The organism is Histidinibacterium lentulum, assembly GCF_003789055.1.
Taxonomy (GTDB): domain Bacteria; phylum Pseudomonadota; class Alphaproteobacteria; order Rhodobacterales; family Rhodobacteraceae; genus Oceanicola; species Oceanicola lentulus.
Map to the genome: position 1 here is coordinate 20,475 of NZ_ML119084.1, position 19,912 is coordinate 40,386.

Here is a 19,912-nt window from a genome sequence, read left to right on the forward strand (position 1 = left end):
ACCGCGTTATCTTTCCGCATGACGGAGGATGACGCCATGTCGTTCGAAGAACTGACCGCAGACCGGGCCTGTCTCGGACCGATCCTCATTCTGGAGGACGAGTCGTTGATCGCCCTCGACTTCGAGACGTTCCTCGAGGGCGAGGGCCACGCGGTGCTGGGTCCCTTCCGGTCGCCGGACCAGGCGCTCGAGGCGCTGGAGAGCAGGACGCCGGGCGTGGCCATCCTCGATGCAAACCTGGGCGGCGAAACCAGCGGGGAAGTGGCGCGCGCGCTCGAGGTGCGCGGCGTGCCCTATCTCTATGTTACCGGTGGGACCGTGGATTTCGTCGGCTCCTCGCTGCCGCCGGGGCCGGTGCTCCAGAAGCCGGTCAACCTGAGCGAGATGCTGTCGGCCCTGCATGGGCTGGCGCAGGAGCGGCGCGGCCGCTGAACGGGGCCGGCCCGGAGCGCAGGGCGCGCGCCGGGCCGCGAGCGGATCAGCCTTCAGGACCCGCGTAGGCGCCGGCGGTGTCGGGATACATCGCCTTGACGATCTTCATGTGGCTGATGTCCACGGTGGCATCCATGTGCAGGAAGATCGCCGCGTCCCGGAACAGCTTCTCGATCCCGTTCTCCAGCATCGCGCCATGGCCGCCGTGCAGTTCGAGCATGTGCTGGGCGACCTTCATGATCTCCTCGGAAGCATAGACCTTCGCCATGTTGCACAGGACGTCCATCTCGGGACGGTTCTCGTCCACCGCGAGGGAGGCCTTCTCGACGAGGGCGCGAACGGCGGCGATCCGCGTGGCCATGTCGGCGAGGCGCACCGCGACAGCCTGGTGCTTGATGAGGATGCGGCCGCCCTGGACATGGGTCTGCACGAAATCGGCGGTGCGCTCGAAGCAGGCGACGCCGACACCGAGGTTCTTGGCGGCCTGGATGATCTTGCCGGCGCGGAAATACTTGCCGGCCCCGCCGAGGGCGGTGTCGCGCACCAGAAGCGCGCTGGCGGGCAGGCGGCACTCCTCGAGCACGATCTCGCCGTTGTTCATGTAGCGGCAGCCGATGGTCTCGTTGCACTTTGTCACCCGCAGGCCGGGCGTGTCCCGCGGCACGACGAAGCTGGAGGTGCCCTGAAGCATGCCCTTCGTGCGGTCGGTATTGGCGTAGATGACGTAAAGACTGGCGTCGAAGCCGTTGGAAATGTAGTGTTTTGTGCCATTGAGGACCCAGCCGTCCCCGTCCTGACGGGCGGTGGTCTGCATCGCCGCCTCGGGAACGTTGTAGGGTAGCCAGCGGTCCGAGGCGCCACGCGGCTCGGTCAGGGCGTGGGCCATGAGGTACTGCGGATCGGCGCGCAGCTTGGGGAACACCTCGGCCAGCGTCTCGGGTGCGGCGAGCTCGCGCAGGAGGATCGCGACCTTCCAGTTCTGCACCAGCTTGTCGGCGAGACCGCTGTCGCCGCGGGCGACCTCCTCGGCGATCAGGGCGAAGGTGCGGACCTCGGTGCCCTGGTCGAGGTCGAAGCCGCCGTATTCCTCGGGAATGCCGAGAGTGCGGATGCCGATTTCCTCGGCGCCTTCGAGGATCGAGGGCGGCAGGCGATCGCCTGGGGACATGTCCCATTCCTGGCGCCAGTTCCGGCGGATGAAGGGCGTGACGACATCGTCGACGAAGGCCCGGCAGCTGTCGCGCATCATGCGCTGTTCCTCGGTCAGTTGACCGGCATCGGCGTAGATCATGGTTCCTCCCTGCGCGGCGCCTGGCGCGCCTCTCCCCGCGGCGGGCAGGTTAGGGCCGGGGACGGTCCCGCGAAAGGGGCATCGGGCGGCGCGAGGTCCGCTGTGCCTTTCGCAGGGCGGGACAAGGGAGTAGCTAGCTGTCATGGCCAGACGTCTGTCAAAGACCTCGAGGAATCTCGATCCGGATTACCGGGTCAGCGGGCTGAGAGTGATCCGCAAGGTTGCCCCCTATCTCTGGCCGGAGGGGGAGGGCTGGGTGAAGCGCCGGGTGATCCTGGCGCTGGCCGTGCTCTTCGTGGCGAAGCTGATCGCCGTCGGGACGCCCATCCTCTACAAGGGCGCCGTCGATGCGCTTGCGGGCGAGGGGGACGCGTGGTTCCTTGCCCTGGGCGCGGTGGGGCTGACCGTGGCCTACGGCGGGGCGCGGCTCCTGAACGTCGGGTTCCAGCAGCTGCGCGACGTGATCTTCGCCCGCGTGGGACAGAGGGCGCTCCGGCAGCTGGCGCTGGAGACCTTCGCCCACATCCACCGGCTCTCGATGCGGTTCCACCTGACGCGGAAGACCGGCGGGCTCAGCCGGATCATAGAGCGCGGCGTGAAGGGCGTGGAGTTCCTGCTGCGGTTCCTGCTGTTCTCCATCGGGCCGCTCCTGCTGGAACTCCTGATGATCGGGGTGGTGCTCTTCTTCCTCTTCGACATCTGGTATCTCGTCGTCGTCGCAGTGGTGATCGGCCTCTACATCTGGTTCACCTTCGCGGTGACCGAATGGCGCGTCCGTATCCGCAAGGTGATGAACGACCAGGACACCGACGCGAACCAGAAGGCGATCGACAGCCTGCTGAACTTCGAGACGGTGAAGTATTTCGGCGCCGAGGAGCGGGAGACGCGGCGCTATGACGGGGCGCTGAAGCAATACGTGGACGCGGCGCTGCGCACGAACTATTCGCTCGCGTTCCTGAACTTCGGGCAGAGCGTCATCATCACGGGCGGCCTCGTGGCGGTGATGGTGATGGCGGCGGTGGGCGTGGCCAACGGCGCGCTGACGGTGGGCGATTTCGTGATGGTCAACGCCTACATGATCCAGATCACCATGCCGCTGAATTTTCTCGGGACGGTCTACCGGGAAATCCGGCAGGCGCTGATCGACATGGGCGACATGTTCGACCTGCTCGAACAGCCCGCCGAGGTGCAGGACAGGCCCGGGGCTAAGCCGCTCGAGGTCGCGGGCGGGCATGTGCGGCTGGAAGATGTGAGGTTCGGTTACGATCCGGACAGGGAGATCCTGAAGGGCGTCACCATCGACGTGCCCGCAGGGCAGACGGTGGCTCTGGTGGGGCAGACCGGGTCGGGCAAGTCGACGGTCGGGCGGCTCCTGTTCCGGTTCTACGATGTGACCGGCGGCGCGTTGACCATCGACGGGCAGGACGTGCGGGACGTGACGCTGGCGAGCCTGCACGACAACATCGGGGTGGTGCCGCAGGACACGGTGCTGTTCAACGACACGATCTATTACAACATCGCCTATGGCCGCGACGGCGCCACCCGCGAGGAGGTGGAGGCCGCCGCCAGGGCGGCGCGGGTGCATGACTTCATCGTCTCGCTGCCGAAAGGCTACGACACCGAGGTGGGAGAGCGGGGGCTGAAGCTGTCGGGCGGCGAGAAGCAGCGCGTGGGCATCGCGCGCACGCTGCTGAAGGACCCGCCGATTCTGGTGCTGGACGAGGCGACGAGCGCGCTCGACACCGACACGGAACGGGAGATCCAGGCCGAGCTGAAGGCGATGAGCCACGGGCGGACGGTCATCACCATCGCCCACCGGCTATCGACCGTGGCCGATGCGGACCGGATTGTCGTGCTGGAACAGGGCGAAATCGTGGAGGAGGGCAGCCATGAGGCCCTGCTGGCCGCCCACGGGCGCTATGCGCAACTCTGGGCTCGGCAGGCGGCCGAGGAGGACGAGGCGGCCTGAGCAGTGGCGCCCGAGGTCGGGCAGGCTGCAATTTGTTCCATCACGAGGATGCGAGGCAACCTCTCTGCCGCGCAACTTCAAGCCAAGTAACTGACTACAAATAAATTTCGAGGTGATGCTGTCGCGCGGGGGCAACGCCCGCGCCGGCGGGCGCGCGGGAAGAGGACCCCGGGAACCTTGGCTCCTGTTGGTTGTCCGGATGCTTCGAGGCCGGGGCTTCGGGGTTTGCAGGCAGATCGGCCTGCCACCAGACCAGACAGGAAAGGGACCGAGACATGAACAGGATCAGCCTTATCGCCGCCGCGGCGGTGATCGCCGGCACCAGCGCCGCGACCGCGCAGGAGACCGTCTTCACCGGAACGGACGTCGTGGAAGAGCGCAACGAGGCGCTGCGCGAGGATATCGCCGAGGATTTCGAGCGCGATACGCAGATCGGCAACGAGGGTCGCCAGCTGGGTTTCTCCGGCTCGCTGGCTCTGCGGGCCTCGGCCTCGAACGGCAATACCGAGAGCACCGATATCGGGATCGGCGCGAACTACAGCTGGTTCGACGGGACCAACGGGTTCGGCCTTCAACTGAGCTACAGATACGGTGAGGACGAGGGCGTGACGGTCGAGGAGAGCCTGCTCTACGACCTCGAGTACACGCGCGACTTCAACCCGCGCTTCTTCGCCTTCGCCAAGCTGCAGGGATCGGTGGACGAATTCTCGAGCTACGAGACGGACACCTTCGTGGGCGTCGGCCTCGGCTATCGCGTGATCTCGACGCCGGACGTGCAGTGGTCGGTGCAGGCGGGGCCGGGCTACCGGGTCGCCGAGCTCGATGACGTGATCGACCGGGATTTCGAGGAAAGCGCGCTGTCGGTGTCGTCGAACTATTCCGCCCGGATCACCGAGGGCGTGGTCTTCAGCAACGACACGGACGTGATCGCATCGGACAGCGACACGGTGGTCTTCAACGATCTCGGGATCAACTACGCCATCGGCACGGACGGGCTGGCGCTGCGGACCTCGGTGCAGACCGAGTATCACACGGACCCGGTGCCGGGTCGCGAGGATACCGACAATACCTTCGGCCTGTCGCTGGTCTACAGCTTCGACTGACCGGTGGTCCGCCGCCTGCCGGGCGGCGTCGTGGAAGGGGCGGGGACCGTGCGGTCCCCGCCCTTTTGCCGTCTGGCCGGGGCGGTCGGGCTTGCCCATCTGAACCGGTCGGTTTAGCCCTTCGGGGAACCCCGACATCGGAGCATCCCATGACCACTTTGCGCGCGGCCCTCGTGCTGGGCTTTCTTGCCGCCGTCGGCCCCTTCGCCATCGACATGTACCTGCCCGGCCTGCCGGTCATCGGCGCCGACCTCGGGGCGAGCGTGGCCGAGGTGCAGATGACGCTCACCTTCTATTTCGTGGCATTCGGTCTCTCTCAGCTCTTCTGGGGGCCGCTGAGCGACCGCTTCGGACGCAAGCCGCCGATCTATGTGGGTCTCGGCATCTTCGCGCTTGCCTCGGCGGGTTGCGCGATGGCGCCGGACGTGGGCACCCTGACGGCGTTCCGGGCGCTGCAGGGGATCGGTGCGGCGGTGGTGATGGTCACGCCGCGGGCGATCATCCGCGACCTGCATACGGGCCCGGAGGCCACGCGGCTGATGGCGCTGGTGATGCTTGTGATCTCCGTCTCGCCGATGCTGGCGCCTCTGGCGGGGGCGGGGCTGATGGCACTGGGCGGCTGGCGGGTCATGTTCTGGGCGCTCGCCGGCGCGGTGGCGCTCAGCCTCACGCTGACCGCGCTGGCGCTACCCGAGACGCTGCCCGCGGAACGGCGCGTGCCGATCCGGCTGCGCACCATGGTGGCGGGGGCGCGCATCCTGATGTCCGACGCGACCTTCATGGGTCTGACCTTCATCGGTGCGTTCGGGTTCGCCTCGTTCTTCGTGTTCATCGCCTCGGCCAGCTATGTCTATACCGAGCAGTTCGGCCTGAGCCCCGTGGGGTTCAGCCTGGCCTTCGCGGTCAACGCGCTGGGGTTCTTCGGCATGAGCCAGCTCGCCGCGCCGATCACCGAGCGGTTCGGGCTGGTGCCCGTGATCCGGGCGGCGGTGATCGGCTTCGCGGCCTTCGGCTGTGCCCTGACGGCGCTCGTAGTTGCGGGGGCGGGGACGCTGCCGGTGATCATGGCGATGCTCTTCTGCGGGAACGCCTTTCTGGGGCTCGTGGTGCCCACGACCATGGTCGCGGCGCTCGATCCCCATGGCGAGATCGCGGGGCTGGCCTCGTCCCTCGGGGGCACGCTGCAGATGGTGACGGGCGGGGTGATCCTGACGCTGGCGGGCCCGTTCTTCGATGGCACGGCGCTGCCGATGGTGGCGGCGATCGCTGCCTGCGGGCTGCTTGCGCTGGTGCTGGCGCTGACGGTGCTGCCGCGGATCGCGCGGGCGCGGGCGATGGCGGTGTGAGAGGGGCGGCCTCGTCCCGCCCTTGCGGGCGGGTCCAGGGGGAGGCGGGGCCGGACTGGTCCGACTGGCCGGGCCTTGGCCCGGCCTACGGTGTCTCCCGAGGGGCCGTCATTCCGCGGCGCGGAGGGGGGTGACCGGGACAAGGTCGCCGTCGCGAGGCGGCAGCAGGTCGTCTTCGTCGGCCCAGACGATTTCCGGATGGCGGATGCGGCGCGCTTCGCGGGCCAGGGCCCAGTCGCGCGCGGCACGGCTGCCGCGGCCGAAGGACAGCCGCGCCAGCGCCCGGGCGAGCCACTGCGCGTAGGTCGTCACCCACACCCGAAGGGCCAGAAGCGAGGGCGTGAAGACGAGCGTCAACACGGTCGCGGTGCCGAGACCGAAGACGACGGCGGTGGCGAGCTGTTTCCACCAGAGCGCGGTCGGGCTGTTGATCGAGTAGCCGCCGCCGACGAAGTCGAGGCTGAGGCCGAACATCATCGGCGTGAGACCGGCCATGGTGGTGATCGTGGTCAGGAGCACCGGGCGGATCCGCGCCTCGGCGGTGCGGATGATCGCCTCGTTGCGCGGCATGTAGGAGGAATACTCCTGGTATGTGTCGATCAGCACGATGTTGTTGTTCACCACGATCCCCGCGAGCGCCACGATCCCCGTCCCGGTCATGATGATCGAGAAGGTCTGGTCCATGATCAGCATGCCCCAGAGCACCCCGGCGGTGGACAGCACAACGGCCAGCAGCACCAGCACCGCGTTGTAGAAGGAATTGAACTGCGCGAGCAGGATGATGAACATGAGAGCCAGCGCCAGGGCGAAGGCCGTCATCAGGAATTCCTGGCTCTCGGCCTGGTCCTCCTGGTCGCCGGTCCACTGCCAGCTGACGGAGGCGGGCAGGGGGTCGGTCTCCAGCCAGCGGGTCAGTTCGGCGATGCGCTCGTTGGGGTTGACGGTCACGGTTCGGGCGGTGTTCTCCGCGAGCCGGCGCTCGATCCCGGCGGAGTCGACGCCGTCGGATATCTCCAAGAGCTGCATCCGGTCGCCGTTGGGCAGGGTCAGGACGGGCCCCGCGCCGGGACGCTCCATCACATCGCTGCCGAGTATGCGGCCGTAGCCGAGGGTGGGCGCCTCCGATGCGGGAGCGTCGGTCAGGACGGCGCCGGCATCGAGGTCGTCCTCGGATCCCTGCGAGGCGGCGCCGACGATGCGCACCATGCCGGGCTCCACGTCGGCCTTCACGTCGAAATAGCGGGTCTGGTTCGCCCGGTCGATCTGGGCCAGCTTCGCCACGGGTTCGCGGCTGACGAAGTTCGAAAGCGGGACCAGGCCCTGTTCGGTGCGGACGCGCAGGGTGTCGAGGGTCGACAGGACCCGGTCCTCCTCGGGCAGGCGGACGCGAATGTCGATCTCTTCGTCAGAGGTGGGGACGCGCATCGTGTCGAGGACGAGCCCGTTCGTCACCAGCTGCACCATGGCGCCCACCGTGGCCACGTCGGCGCCGAAGCGGCCCGCGGCCTCCACATCCACGTTGATCTGCCAGTCGATGCCCGGGAGCGGCAGGCTGTCCTCGATCTGGACGAGACCGGGCGTCCCCTCGAAATGGGCGCGGGCCGCGTGCGTGGCCTCCCGCAGCGCCTCCCAGTCGTCGCCCGACAGACGCAGGTGCACGGGCTTTCCCGAGGCGGGACCCTGGGCGAGGGCGAGGATCTCGGCCTCGATGCCGGGGATCCGGGCGAGCTCGGCGTTGAGTTCGTCGATGATCAGGTCGCCGTCGAGATCGGGACGGTCGGAGCGCTCCTCCCAGGGGATGGTCTCGAACTGCACCTGGCCCACGGTATCGCCCGGAACGGCGCCGCCGGAGGTATTGGTGTTCAGCCCGCCGTCGCCGGCGAAGGAAAAGACGTTGCGCACGCCGGGATGCGCCATGACGATCTCCTCCGCCTGCCGGACGAGGGCGTCCTTCTCGGCGAGGCTGAGATTGCCGCGGGCGCGGACGTAGACGGTGCCCTGTTCGGGCTCGCTCTCGACGAAGAACTCGACGCCGTTCTGGTTCGTGCCGTAGTAGCTGAAGGTGAAGACAACGAAGCCGAGCACGGCCGCGATGGTCACCAGGGGCATCACGGGGTTGGCCACGATCAGGGACATGAACCGGCCGAAGGGGCTGCGGCGATAGCCGGCGCGGACCCGGCGCGGCGGGCGCTCGATCCGCGCAGCGGAAAGGGTGATCGAGGTCAGCACGGCGCCCGCGAGGAAGAGCACGATGCCGGGCAGGCTGTCGGAGAGGCCCGAGGTCTGCACCGCGGACCCGCTGAAATAGCCCGGGTTCAGGGTCAGCATGGCCCCGGCGAAGACCATCATCATCGCCACGGGCACGAGGGCTGCGCGGAGGACCCAGGGCAGGGTCGAGCGGAGTCCCTCGGAGGCCCGGCTGAAGCTGCGAGACATGCGGCCCGTGACCCCGCCCATGACCGGCAGGAAGATCAGCGCCACGATCAGCGAGGCCGCCAGCACGAAGATCAGCGTCACAGGCAGCATCCCCATGAACTCGCCCGCCACGCCGGGCCAGAACAGCATCGGAAGAAACGCGCAGAGCGTCGTCGCGGTGGACGACACGATGGGCCAGAACATGCGCTTGGCGGCCTCCACATAGGCCGTCATCGGGCCGGAGCCCTCCTGGATGCGCTTGTCGGCGTATTCGACCACCACGATGGCGCCGTCGACCAGCATGCCCACGGCGAGAATGAGGCCGAACATCACGATGTTCGAGATGGTGATGCCCATGACGCCGAAGAGCACGAAGCATAGCAGGAACGACGTGGGGATGGCGAAACCCACGAGCAGGGCCGGGCGCGGGCCGAGCGCGGCGAGGACCACGATCATCACGAGCGCGATGGCGGTCAGCACCGAGCCTTCAAGCTGGCTGACCATGGAGGCCACCTGGCGGGACTGGTCGTTGGACGTGCCCACGGTGATCGCCGTGCGCAAGTCCTCGGACCAGGACGCCTCGGCTTCGGCGACGGTGGCCTTCACCAGTTCGACGGTGTCGATGAGGTTGAAGCCCTTCCGCTTCACCACCTGCAGCGCGACCGTGTTCTCGCCGTTGAACCTGGCGGTTCCGGCGCGGTCCTCGAAGGTAAGCTGGATCGTGGCGAGGTTGCCCAGCGTCACGACCCGGTCGCCGTTGGTCTTCACTGGCAGGTCGTAGATGTCGCGGGGGCCGCTGAAGGATGAGGGTATCTTGACCGAGAAGGCGCCCTGTTCGGTCTCCACCTCGCCGGCGGCGACGAGGAGGTTGTTGTTCGTCACCACCCGGATCAGTTCGTCCGCGGTGACGTTGTAGGCCTCGAGCCGAAGCGGGTCGATCACCACCTCGATCATCTCGTCACGCTGCCCGGCGAGGCCCGCCTCCTGCACCGCGTCGAGCGCCTCGATCCGGTCCTGCAGGTCCTTGGCCACCCGAAGCAGCGTCCGCTCGGGCAGGGTGCCGGTCAGGTTCACGATGACGATCGGGAACTCGGAGAAGTTGATCTCCTCGATCTGGTAGGCGTCGGCGCCTTCGGGAAACTGCGCCTCGGCGTCGTTCATCGCCTGGCGGACCTCGGCGATCACGGCCTGCTTGTCCCAGCCGAACTCGAATTCCATGGCGATCCCGGCGAAGCCTTCGGCCGCGGTGGCGCTCATCTCCTTCAGCCCGTCGATATCGGCGAGCTCGGTCTCCATCGGCTTGACGAGGAGCTTCTCGCTGTCTTCGGCGGAAATGCCGGGGAAGGGCACCGAGATGAAGAGCGCGGGAATCTCGATGTCGGGCTCGCCCTCCTTGGGCAGGCTCACATAGGCAAAGCCGCCCGCAAGCAGCGAGACCGCGATGAAGGCGATGATCATGCGGGCCCGGGAGGCGGCCCAGTCGACGAGTCCGGTCATCCGTCAGCCTCTTCGTCAGTCGCGGGGGCCAGGGCGGGCACCGCGGCATCCTCCGGCGTCGTCGCGTCGCGATAGGTCGGGTCGACCGGCACGCCGTCGGTCACATACTCCTGGCCGGTGACGATCACGTCCACCGTCTCGGGCAGGCCGGTGGCCCAGACCCCCTCGAGGGTGTCCCGCAGGATCGTGACGGCTCGGAACTGCGCGACGGAGCCCTCGGCGACGGTGCGCACCCCGAGCTGGCCGTTATCGTCGAGGGTGAGGGCCGATTGCGGCAGCAGGTGGGCCGACTCGCCCTCGGCGCGGATCACGATGTTCGCGGTCTGGCCGTCGCGGATCGACAGGTCGCTGTTGTCGGCGGTGATCTCCACCCGGAAGGTGCGGGTGGTCTCGTCGGCGGAGCGGGACAGGAAGGTCACCTCACCGGTCACCTCGCGGCCCGAGGACAGCCGCGCGCCGGCCATGGCGCCGGTCTCGAGCTTGTCGACCTCGGCCTCGGGGACGAAGCCCACGAGCTTGATCGGGTCGAGCTGGATCACGGTGGCGCAGAGACCGCCGGGCTGAAGGAGCGAGCCGAGCTCCGCGGTGTCGGTCTCGAGAAGGCCGCCGAAGGGCGCGGCGATGGTCAGCTGCGAAATCGCCTCTTCGGCGGAGGCCACGTTGGCCTCGGCGGACCGGATGCCGGCGCGGGCGCTCTCGACCGCGGCCTCGGCGCCCTCGATACCGGCTTCGGCGGAGATGATCTGTGCCTCGACGGATTTCAGCGTGGCCTCGGCGGAGGACACGGCGGCGCGGGCGCTTTCGAGAGCGGCCTCGGCATTTGCGACGCGGGTCTCGGAGGCGAAGCCGCCCTCGCTGAGCTGGGTCGCGGCATTGGCGTTGATCTGCGCCTCGTTGAGACGGGCGCGGGCCTCGGTCAGGCGCGATTCCGATTCCGCCACGCGCGCCTCTGCTTCGGCGAGGGTCGCGCGGGCGGCGGGAACCCGCGCCTCGGCCTCGGGAAGGCGGGAGCGTGCCTCGAGGAGCCGGCCGCGCGCCTCTTCGAGCTGGGCTTCGCGCGTGCCGGGGTCGAGTTCGCACAGAAGGTCGCCGGCCTCGACAAGCGCGCCTGCGCGTTTCGGCTCGGAGATCACGAGACCGGAGGTTTCCGCCCGCACCTCGACGCTGCGCGCCGCTTCGGTCCGGCCGCGCAGCACGACGCCGCTGTCGATCGTCTGGGCGGTGCTCGTCGTCGCGACGACGCGGATCGCAGGCTGGGCCGGCTCTGCGGCCACGTCCTCGGCTTCGGCGCTCGTGTCGCGCTCCACCTGGGCGAAGGCCAGCAGCGCGTCTCGGTCGATCACGACGAAATAAAGCGCAGCGGACACCAGCAGGGCCAGCAGAAGGGGCATGATGCGCATCGGGTCGGTGGCCTTCTTCCCTGTCGTGCGGAGCCGTGTGTGGTGCGGCAAATCTGAACCGATTGGTTCAGTTTCTGCGAGGTGACTTAGCGACTTCTGCGCCTGCCGCAAGCCCCTCGTGCACATCTTACGCTGAACGAAGCGGTTCAGATGTTTCGGCGAAGCGGTCTGCCAAAAAATTCTGCATCGCGGCGCGCGCTGCCCGGTTCGGGGCCGATGCCGCCGGGACGGAGGCGATCGGCGCAGGACTTGTCCCGCCGCGGGGCTTGAGGGTAAGAGGTCCGCCAAAGGCCGCGTGCCGAAGGAGGTCAGGTGAGCAATCCCGACAGCTTTATCGACGAGGTGACCGAAGAGGTTCGCCGCGACCGTCTCTATGCGACCCTGCGGCGATGGGGCTGGGTGGCGATCCTGCTGGTGATCCTCGTGGTCGGCGGCACGGCCTGGCAGCAGGTGTCCAACGCACGGGAGATGCAGGCGGCGCAGGCCCGGGGCGACGCTCTGCTGGCGGCGCTCGAGGTGTCGGACCCGGCGGCGCGTGCCGAGGCGCTCGCCGCGGTCGAGGTCGACGGCCCCGCGTCGGCGGTGGCGGGGTTGCTGACGGCCGCGGCGCAGGAAGAGGCGGGAGAGACGGCCGCCGCCGTGGCGACCCTCGAGGGCGTGGCCACCAACATGAACGCGCAGCCGATCTACCGCGAACTCGCGCAACTCAAGGCGTTGCTGCTCGACGAGGGTCTCTCTCCCGCGGATCGTGCCTCGGCGCTGGAGCCCCTGGCTCAGCCCGGCGCGCCGTTCCGGCTCGTGGCGCTGGAGGCGCAGGCCCTGGCGCAGGTGGCGGCGGGGCAGACGGAGGACGCGCTCGCCACCCTGTCCCTGCTGGTCGAGGACGCCGAGGTCAGCGGGGGCTTGCGCGATCGCGCCTCGGCCCTGATTGTGGCGCTCGGCGGCACTCCGGGCAGCGGGGCCGCCGGGACGAACGAAAGCCCCGAATGACGGGCCGGGCGATGGGAGCGGGCATGACGGGCACGGGCAGGCGGATCGGGTTTCTTCTGCTGGCGCTTGTCGGTCTGGCGTCCTGCGGTGAGCGCGAGGTGATCCTGCCGGGCGTGCGCGAGGATCCCCGTGCGGTGAGTTTCGGTGCGATGCGAAGCGATGGGGCGGAGGTGGCCGTGCAGCGGCCGCTGGCCCTGCCTGCCGCGCAGCTGAACCAGAGCTGGACCCATCGCGGCGGCAATGCGCGCCATGCCATCGGCCATCTGGCGTTGCCGGGCGGGGGGCTCACGCTCGCCTTCGCGGCGCCGATCGGCGAGGGCGACAGCCGCCGCGCGCGGATCACCGGGGATCCGGTGGTGGTGGGCTCGACGATCTATGCCATGGATGCGCGCGGCTCGGTCAGCGCGGTCAGCGCCTCGGGCCAGCTTCTGTGGCGGTCCGAACTGCGGCGCGACCTGAACCGGCTGCAGGACGCCTCCGGCGGCGGGCTGGCCTATGGCAACGGGCGGCTCTATGCCACGACGGGATTCGGCCAGCTGGTGGCGCTCGATCCCGCGACCGGCGCGCGGCTCTGGGTGCAGGACCTCGACGCCGCCGGCGGAGCCGCGCCGACCGTGGCGGGCGATCTGGTCTATGTGTCCTCCCGGGACAGCCGCGCCTGGGCGGTGGACAGCGCGACGGGCCGTATCGCCTGGACCCGGGCGGGCGTGCCCTCGCCCGCAGGGTCCGGGGGCGGGGCGGGACCCGCCGTGGCGGACGGACTGGTGCTCTTTCCGCTGTCCTCGGGGGAGGTTGCGGCGCATTTCGCCATCGGCGGCCAGCAGCGCTGGTCGGCTTACGTGGTCGGCGAGCGGACGGGGTTCGCCGCGGCCACGATCTCGGACATCGGCGGCGATCCGGTGATCGCGGACGGGCGGGTTTATGCCGGCAATGTCTCCGGTCGGCTCGCGGCGCTCGATCTCGCCACGGGTGACGAGATCTGGGCGGTGCGCGACGGCGCGGTGAGCCCGGTCTGGGCCGCGGGCGGGTCGATCTTCTACGTGAACGACGTGAACCAGCTGGTTCGCCGGGATGCGGCGTCCGGCGGGCTCGTGTGGCGGACCCAGCTGCCCTGGCGGCCCGAGACGCGGGGCCTGTTCGGGCCGACGCGGGACCGCATCTTTGCCCATTACGGCCCGGTTCTGGCGAGCGGACGGCTCTATGTGGCGGGTTCGGACGGTGCGCTCAGGGCTTTCGATCCGCGCTCCGGCGGGCTGATCGCGGAAACGGCGCTGCCGGGCGGCGCGACGAGCAACCCGGTGGTTGCGGGCGGGACGCTCTATGTCGTGTCGGGCGAGGGGCAACTTCTCGCTTTCCGCTGAACGCCGGGCGGTGTATCGGTCGCGCTTCTGCGACAGAGAGCGGTCATGACCTTCACCCTCGCCATCGTGGGCCGGCCCAACGTGGGCAAGTCCACCCTCTTCAACCGGCTTGTCGGAAAGCGGCTCGCGCTGGTCGACGACCAGCCCGGTGTGACGCGCGACCTGCGCGAGGGCGAGGCGCGGCTGGGGGACCTGCGGTTCACCGTCATCGACACGGCGGGTCTGGAGGAGGTCACCGACGACAGCCTCCAAGGCCGGATGCGCCGCCTGACGGAGCGGGCGGTGGCCGAGGCGGACGCCTGTCTCTTCGTGATCGATGCGCGGATGGGGGTGACGCCGACGGACGAGGTGTTCGCCGACATCCTGCGCCGGGCCAATGCGCGGGTGATCCTTGCCGCCAACAAGAGCGAGGGCCGCGCGGGGCAGGCGGGGGTGTTCGAGGCCTACGGGCTGGGCCTGGGAGAGCCCGTGCCGCTCTCGGCGGAGCATGGCGAGGGGATGGCGGAGCTCCATGCCGCGCTGATGCCGATCGCCGATGCCATGGCCGAGCGGCGGGCGGTGATCGCCGACGAGGCGCCGGTCACGGATGTCGATGTGATTGATGGAGAGGACGCCCCCGACTGGGCTCCGCGACCTGGGCGTCCGCTGCAGGTCGCGGTGGTGGGACGGCCCAATGCGGGCAAGTCCACGCTGATCAACCGGATCCTGGGCGAGGAACGGCTGCTGACGGGGCCCGAGGCCGGGATCACCCGGGATTCGATCTCGCTCTCGCTCGACTGGGACGGCGTGCCGGTGCGGCTTTTCGATACCGCGGGCATGCGCAAGAAGGCCAAGGTCCAGGACAGGCTCGAGAAGATGTCGGTGGCGGACGGGCTCAGGGCGGTCAAGTTCGCCGAGGTCGTGGTGGTTCTCCTCGATGCGGCGATCCCCTTCGAGACCCAGGATCTGCGCATTGCGGACCTGGCTGAGCGCGAAGGCCGCGCGGTCGTGGTGGCGGTCAACAAGTGGGATCTCGAGGCGGACAAGCAGGGTCGACTGACGCAGCTGCGCGAGGAATTCGAGCGGCTGCTGCCGCAACTGAAGGGGGCTCCGCTGGTGGCGGTGTCGGCCAGGACGGGGCGCGGCCTCGACCGGCTGCGAGAGGCGGTCGTCTCGGCCCATGCGGTCTGGAACCGGCGGGTGCCCACTGCGGCGCTCAATCGCTGGCTTGGGGAGATGGTCACGGCGCATCCGCCGCCCGCGCCGGGCGGACGCCGGATCAAGCTGCGCTACGCGACCCAGGCCAAGACCCGTCCGCCTGGATTTGTCGTCATGTGTTCTCATCCCGACAGGATGCCCGAGGCCTACAAGCGCTACCTCGTGAACGGGCTGCGGCTCGATTTCGACATGCCGGGCACGCCGATCCGGCTGACGCTGCGGGGGCAGGGCGACCGGAACCCCTACAAGGGACGGACGAAGTCGACGCCCTCGCGGCTGAGAAAGCACCTCGGAAAGCCGCCGCACAAGGGGTGACGGTCGGACCCTGACCCAGGTGTCGAACGGACTCCCGTGCGGATCTTGCTCAGCGGATCCGGCTCAGGCCAGCCGCGCGCTGCGCAAGGCCGTCGCGCCGACCAGTACCACCCCCGCGGCTGCCAGAAGCGCGAGGGCTGTCCGCGCGTCCCAGTTCTGCACTGCCACCGCCACCAGTGCCCAGCAGACGGTGAGGCCGTATTCCGGCGCCTTGCCGAGCCAGGTCTGCAGCGCCACCGCCGTCGCCAGCGCCGCGGGGATGCCGACCCAGGCCCAGCCCGCGGCGTCGAGGAGGATACCGTACCCTGCCAGCGTGCTCGCCACCGACACGAAGGACGCGGCGGTCAGCCAGCCCGCGTAGACCGAGACCGGCGCGAGAAGCACCCAGCGGTCCCAGACCGGTGCCTGTTTCGCCGCCATCACGGCGGTGGCGGCCATGAGGACGATCAGGATGCTCGCCCAGATGGCGGAATGCTGCGCGACCCAGAGCCAGGGCGTGCCGATCAAGAGGGAGGCGGAGAGCCAGATACGGGGTGCCGTCCAGGCCGGGTCGTCGCGGCGCACGCGCAGGCCGTAGAGGGACGACAGGATCAGCCAGGCGTAGATCAGCCCCCAGATCGCGAAGGCATAGCCCGCCGGCTCGATGGGCGGGCTGTCCTGCGGCACGGGGAGCTGGTCGCCGTCGAAGCCCTGGAAGGGGGGCGTCACCAGGGGTGCGCCCGCGAAGGTCAGCGACAGGATCAACGTGATCCAGGGCAGGAAGGTGGTGCGCATGGCTCTTGCTCCGTCCGGCTTTACTCCAGAACGCCCGCGGACGAGATTCGCTCCGCCCCGCCGATCCAGGGGCGCAGGGCGGCGGGGAGGGTGACCGAGCCGTCCTCCTGCTGGCCGTTCTCCAGCACCGCGATCAGGGTGCGGCCCACGGCGAGGCCCGAGCCGTTCAGCGTGTGGAGGAACTGCGGCTTGCCGCCGTCCTCCTTGAAGCGGGCGTTCATGCGGCGGGCCTGCCAGTCGCCGCAGGTGGAGACGGAGCTGATCTCGCGGTAGCGGTTCTGACCCGGCAGCCAGACCTCGATGTCGTGGGTCCGCCGCGCGCCCGCGCCCATGTCGCCTGCGCAGAGGAGCATGGTGCGGTAGGGCAGCTCCAGCTTCTCCAGCACCGCCTCGGCACAGGCGGTCATGCGGGCGTGTTCGGCCTCGCTCTCGTCCGGGTGGGTGATCGAGACCATCTCCACCTTCTCGAACTGGTGCTGGCGGAGCATGCCCGTGGTGTCGCGGCCGGCGCTGCCCGCCTCGGAGCGGAAGCATTGGGTGTGGCTGACGAAGCGGAGCGGCAGGCGGGCGGCGTCGAGGGTGACGCCGGCGACGATGTTCGTGAGCGTCACCTCGGAGGTGGGGATGAGCCACCAGCCTTCGCGGGTCTGGTAGCTGTCCTCGCCGAACTTCGGCAGCTGGCCGGTGCCGAGCATCGCCTCGTCGCGGACGAGGACGGGGGTCATCGTCTCGGCGAGCCCGTGCTGGGTCGTGTGCAGGTCGAGCATGAACTGGGCGAGCGCGCGGTGGAGGCGCGCCATGGCGCCCGAGAGCAGGACGAAGCGGGAGCCGGAGAGTTTCGCGGCGGTCTCGAAATCCATGCCGGGTTTGGCGGCGGGGATGTCGTAGTGCTCCTTCGGTTCGAAAGGGAGCGCGCGGGGGGTGCCCCAGCTTTTCAGCTCGACATTGTCGTCCTCGGAGGCGCCGTCGGGGACGTCCGCATAGGGAAGGTTCGGCAGGGCGAGGAGGAGGTCGTGAAGTTCGGCGTCCTTCGCCTTGGCTTCCTCCTGGAGGCGGGCGGTGTCGGCCTTTTTCGCGGCGACCTCGGCGCGGAGGGAGTCGAAGGCGGCCTCGTCGCCTCTAGCCTTGGCGGCGCCGATGTCCTTGGCGGCCTTGTTGGCGTCGGCCTTGGCGGTCTCGGCGGCCTGGATCGCGGCGCGGCGGGCCTCGTCGAGGGCGAGGATCTCGGGCGAGGCGGGGCCGAGGCCGCGGCGGGAGAGGGCGGCATCGAAGGCGGCCGGGTCTTCGCGGATCAGGCGGATGTCATGCATGGGGCTCTCCCGTCGGGATGTCTCGGGGCGGGATATGCCCGGTTTCGGGTGGGGGGGGAAGGGGGGCTGAAGGGGAGTTTGGGGGGGCGTCCACACGTGGACGCTCGTGCAAGGGATTGTAATAGAGTTATAATCTCTGTGGACGGGCTGGGGCGTTAACCATTTTCCGGCGGGGCCTTGCCGCGGGTGGCGGCGTCCCAGCGGGCGCGGAAGTCGCGGTAGGCGTCGCTCCAGTCTTCATCGGGCCGGCCATCGTCCTCGGGCCAGGTCCGGTCCCAGCCTTCGGGGAGGGTCGCCTGCCAGGCGCGCCAGGCGGTGTCGAAGTCCTCGGGCGGCGTCGGGGGCCAGTGGGCAGGACGCTGGGCGCCTTCCGGCAGGGCCATGTCGGAGAAAACATCGTGCCAAAACGGCTGCAAGCTCGCCATCGTGGTTGCGTCCAGCGCTCTCAGGGCGGCACCTCGGAGGGTAGCCGCACTGAGGTCGGTGTGGTCGTCCATCTGCGCCCCGAGGAGGACCGCCCCCTGCATCTGCGCCCCGCGAAGACCCGCCCCTTGCATCTGCGCTCCCATGACGGTCGCCCGTTGCATCTGTGCCCCGCCGAGGTCTGCCTCCTGCATCGTCGCACCAATGAGGACTGCCCTCTGCAACTGCGCCTTGACTAGCGTCACCCCCTGCATCTCCACTCCAAACAAACTCGCGCTCTGCAACTTCGCCTCGCGGAGTGTCGCCCCATGCATCCGCACGCTAAAGAGTAGCGTGTTCTGCATTTGCGCCTCGATGAGATTCGAGCCCTGCATCTGCGCCATGGATAAGTTCGCGTGCTGCATGAGCGCTCCTTCGAGGTCCGTCCCTTGCATCTGCGCTCCGCTAAGGACTGCCTCCTGAATTTTTGCCTTGAAGAGATTTGCCCCCTGCATCCGCGCCTTTTCGAGGACCGCCCCGCGCAGGTCCAGACCTCCTAGATCGGCGAAGCGGAGGTCGGCGCCGCGAAGGTTTGGGCGGTAGCCCTTGAAGGACGGGTAAATGATACGGACATCACCGGCTCGGAGGAAGTCTGCAGGTTTTGTACCGTTTAAGACCTCGTTCAGGGGTGGGATTAGCGCCCCGAAAGTCCGGCCAGCAAGGTTGTCTTGCCAGTCGGTCTCCGGCGTAGGCTGACTGGAATTTGCAAAACGCCGGGAGAGAACATCTAGCGCGGTGCGAATGTCGGTGCGGAAGGAGACGAATTGGTGATTGTAGGCGCGAACCTTCGCCCATTGAGCATTAATTGGGAGAAGCTCGCGATCCTCCACCTTCTCCTTCTTCGGCAGGTCGTCAGGAGACATCAGAGCGCCGCCCGGGCTGGTGGGGCCGGAGAAGGCGGCGTTCTCGCGGATGTAGGCGCAGAGGATCTGCATGATCTGGACGTGGACCGAGAGGTTTTTCTGCGCGAGGCGCTCGAGGGCTAGGATGGCGCCGGTGCGGACTTCGAGGTTGGGCTCGGTGCGGGCGAGGGCCATCCAGTCGCCGTAATGGCCGACGCCTTCGCCCGCGCTGACCGGCAGGGCGGCGTCCTGCCAGTGGATGCGGGTCTCCTCCCGTGTCCATTGTGTGTAGCGGATGAGGCGCTTTTCCTCGGTGACGCCGTCTTCCTCGACCTCGACCGCCTCGCGCGCCTTGAGGATAGACAGGTGCGGAAGGTCTGGCTCCTGGAACGGCGCGACGTGCATGGCCTTCGAATAGCTCGTGCCGGTGTAGACGCGGAGGGAGCGTCCGATTCGGCTCACCTCCTTCTCCGCGCCCAGCCCCTCGACCGCCTCGTTGATGCGCTTGGTGAGCAGGTCCTCTTCCTGCGCGACGGTCTGGCGGCGGGTGAAGAGGACGCGGGCGATGGTGAAGGGGAAGGCGATCATCGCGCCGAGCGTTCCGGTGAGGGCGGCGATCAGGAAGAGTTCGAGTCGCCAGTTGCCGGTGTCGGGGAAGAACCGGCCCAGCGGCGTCGTGTCGGGGACGAGGCGGAAGAGGGTGACGACGAGGGTCAGGATCAGGCCGCAGACGGCGACGGCGACGAGGGACGTCCAGAGGAACAGCGCGAGCGCGCCTGCGGCATAGGCGAGGCGGCGGATCGGGGCTGGCAGAAGGTCCAGTTTCGTTTTCCTGGCAATGTCCCGGCGGGTGGTGCTGTCTCCGAGGGAGAACACGCCCACTGCGATGGCCAGCAGGACGGGGATCGCGGCGCAGGCGATCACGAAGATGTAGAAGGCGCGCTGGTACTCGTCCGTCACTGGCCCTGTTCCCTTGGGTGAGCCTTGCCTGCGCCTTGCCGGAGATCAAGCCTGCAGTTCGCGCTACTTCTTTGTCATCAATGAGATGGCGTGTTGACCTCTGCCCGCGCGGACTCAAGGCCGCAGGCCGCCGCGCATCGCCGGGCCGCCCCCTCGGCCCGGCGATTGGGTGACGATGGTGCGCCGCTTGGGCGGTTTGCGGGGTGGCTGAGATAAAGGACTGCCGCTCGGGCGTTGGATCGCCGGTC

13 protein-coding genes are annotated in these 19,912 nt (G+C 68.8%); 7 read left to right on the forward strand and 6 right to left on the reverse strand.

The features are described 5' to 3' along the window. Positions 1-36 precede the first annotated feature (36 nt). Positions 37-432: a response regulator gene (locus EAT49_RS08325; RefSeq protein WP_185020700.1), complete on the forward strand. Its 396-nt coding sequence runs from the start codon at positions 37-39 to the stop codon at positions 430-432. 46 nt (positions 433-478) lie between these two features. Here EAT49_RS08325 and EAT49_RS08330 read toward each other — a convergent pair whose 3' ends face one another. After that, on the reverse strand, positions 479-1,723 hold the full coding sequence (locus EAT49_RS08330) for an acyl-CoA dehydrogenase family protein (RefSeq protein ID WP_185020701.1): 1,245 nt from the start codon (positions 1,721-1,723) through the stop codon (positions 479-481). Between the two features lie 142 nt (positions 1,724-1,865). On the opposite strand from EAT49_RS08330, the gene EAT49_RS08335 reads away from it, so the two are divergent. The 3 genes from EAT49_RS08335 to EAT49_RS08345 all read left to right on the forward strand — a co-directional run bounded on the left by EAT49_RS08335 (position 1,866) and on the right by EAT49_RS08345 (position 6,141). Next, positions 1,866-3,692, forward strand: a complete 1,827-nt coding sequence (locus tag EAT49_RS08335) for an ABCB family ABC transporter ATP-binding protein/permease (RefSeq protein WP_123641861.1) — start codon at positions 1,866-1,868, stop codon at positions 3,690-3,692. 275 nt (positions 3,693-3,967) lie between these two features. Next, entirely contained in the window at positions 3,968-4,795 is an 828-nt protein-coding gene (locus EAT49_RS08340; RefSeq protein ID WP_123641862.1) for a DUF481 domain-containing protein, read from the forward strand. Between the two features lie 149 nt (positions 4,796-4,944). Beyond that, positions 4,945-6,141 (forward strand): multidrug effflux MFS transporter, encoded by a 1,197-nt coding sequence (locus EAT49_RS08345; RefSeq protein ID WP_123641863.1) that lies wholly within the window; start codon positions 4,945-4,947, stop codon positions 6,139-6,141. 108 nt (positions 6,142-6,249) lie between these two features. Here the strand turns inward: EAT49_RS08345 and EAT49_RS08350 are convergent, their stop codons facing one another. Together EAT49_RS08350 and EAT49_RS08355 are read right to left on the reverse strand one after the other, a co-directional pair. Further along, positions 6,250-10,053, reverse strand: a complete 3,804-nt coding sequence (locus tag EAT49_RS08350; RefSeq protein WP_123641864.1) for an efflux RND transporter permease subunit — start codon at positions 10,051-10,053, stop codon at positions 6,250-6,252. Then, a complete protein-coding gene (locus tag EAT49_RS08355) occupies positions 10,050-11,453 on the reverse strand; it encodes an efflux RND transporter periplasmic adaptor subunit (protein WP_123641865.1) in 1,404 nt (467 codons plus the stop codon). Before EAT49_RS08355 ends, EAT49_RS08350 begins: the two co-directional genes overlap by 4 nt. Before the next feature lie 312 nt (positions 11,454-11,765). Here EAT49_RS08355 and EAT49_RS08360 point away from each other — a divergent pair, with 312 nt between their 5' ends. From EAT49_RS08360 to der, 3 genes are read left to right on the forward strand one after another with little or no spacing between them, the layout of a single operon-like run. After that, positions 11,766-12,443, forward strand: a complete 678-nt coding sequence (locus EAT49_RS08360) for a hypothetical protein (RefSeq protein ID WP_123641866.1) — start codon at positions 11,766-11,768, stop codon at positions 12,441-12,443. A 23-nt stretch (positions 12,444-12,466) separates the two neighbouring features. Further along, complete coding sequence (locus EAT49_RS08365) at positions 12,467-13,804, forward strand: PQQ-binding-like beta-propeller repeat protein (protein ID WP_185020702.1); 1,338 nt, start codon at positions 12,467-12,469, stop codon at positions 13,802-13,804. Positions 13,805-13,849: 45 nt separating this feature from the next. After that, on the forward strand, positions 13,850-15,316 hold the full coding sequence (der, locus tag EAT49_RS08370; protein WP_123641867.1) for a ribosome biogenesis GTPase Der: 1,467 nt from the start codon (positions 13,850-13,852) through the stop codon (positions 15,314-15,316). A gap of 63 nt (positions 15,317-15,379) precedes the next feature. On the opposite strand, the gene EAT49_RS08375 is transcribed toward der, so the two are convergent. The 3 genes from EAT49_RS08375 to EAT49_RS08385 all read right to left on the reverse strand — a co-directional run bounded on the left by EAT49_RS08375 (position 15,380) and on the right by EAT49_RS08385 (position 19,664). Next, positions 15,380-16,090 (reverse strand): hypothetical protein, encoded by a 711-nt coding sequence (locus EAT49_RS08375; RefSeq protein WP_123641868.1) that lies wholly within the window; start codon positions 16,088-16,090, stop codon positions 15,380-15,382. A gap of 20 nt (positions 16,091-16,110) precedes the next feature. Beyond that, the gene (serS, locus tag EAT49_RS08380; RefSeq protein ID WP_123641869.1) at positions 16,111-17,400 is read right to left on the reverse strand and encodes a serine--tRNA ligase; all 1,290 of its coding nucleotides are present in this window, start codon (positions 17,398-17,400) and stop codon (positions 16,111-16,113) included. Between the two features lie 155 nt (positions 17,401-17,555). After that, on the reverse strand, positions 17,556-19,664 hold the full coding sequence (locus EAT49_RS08385; protein ID WP_123641870.1) for a pentapeptide repeat-containing protein: 2,109 nt from the start codon (positions 19,662-19,664) through the stop codon (positions 17,556-17,558). Positions 19,665-19,912: the final 248 nt, after the last annotated feature.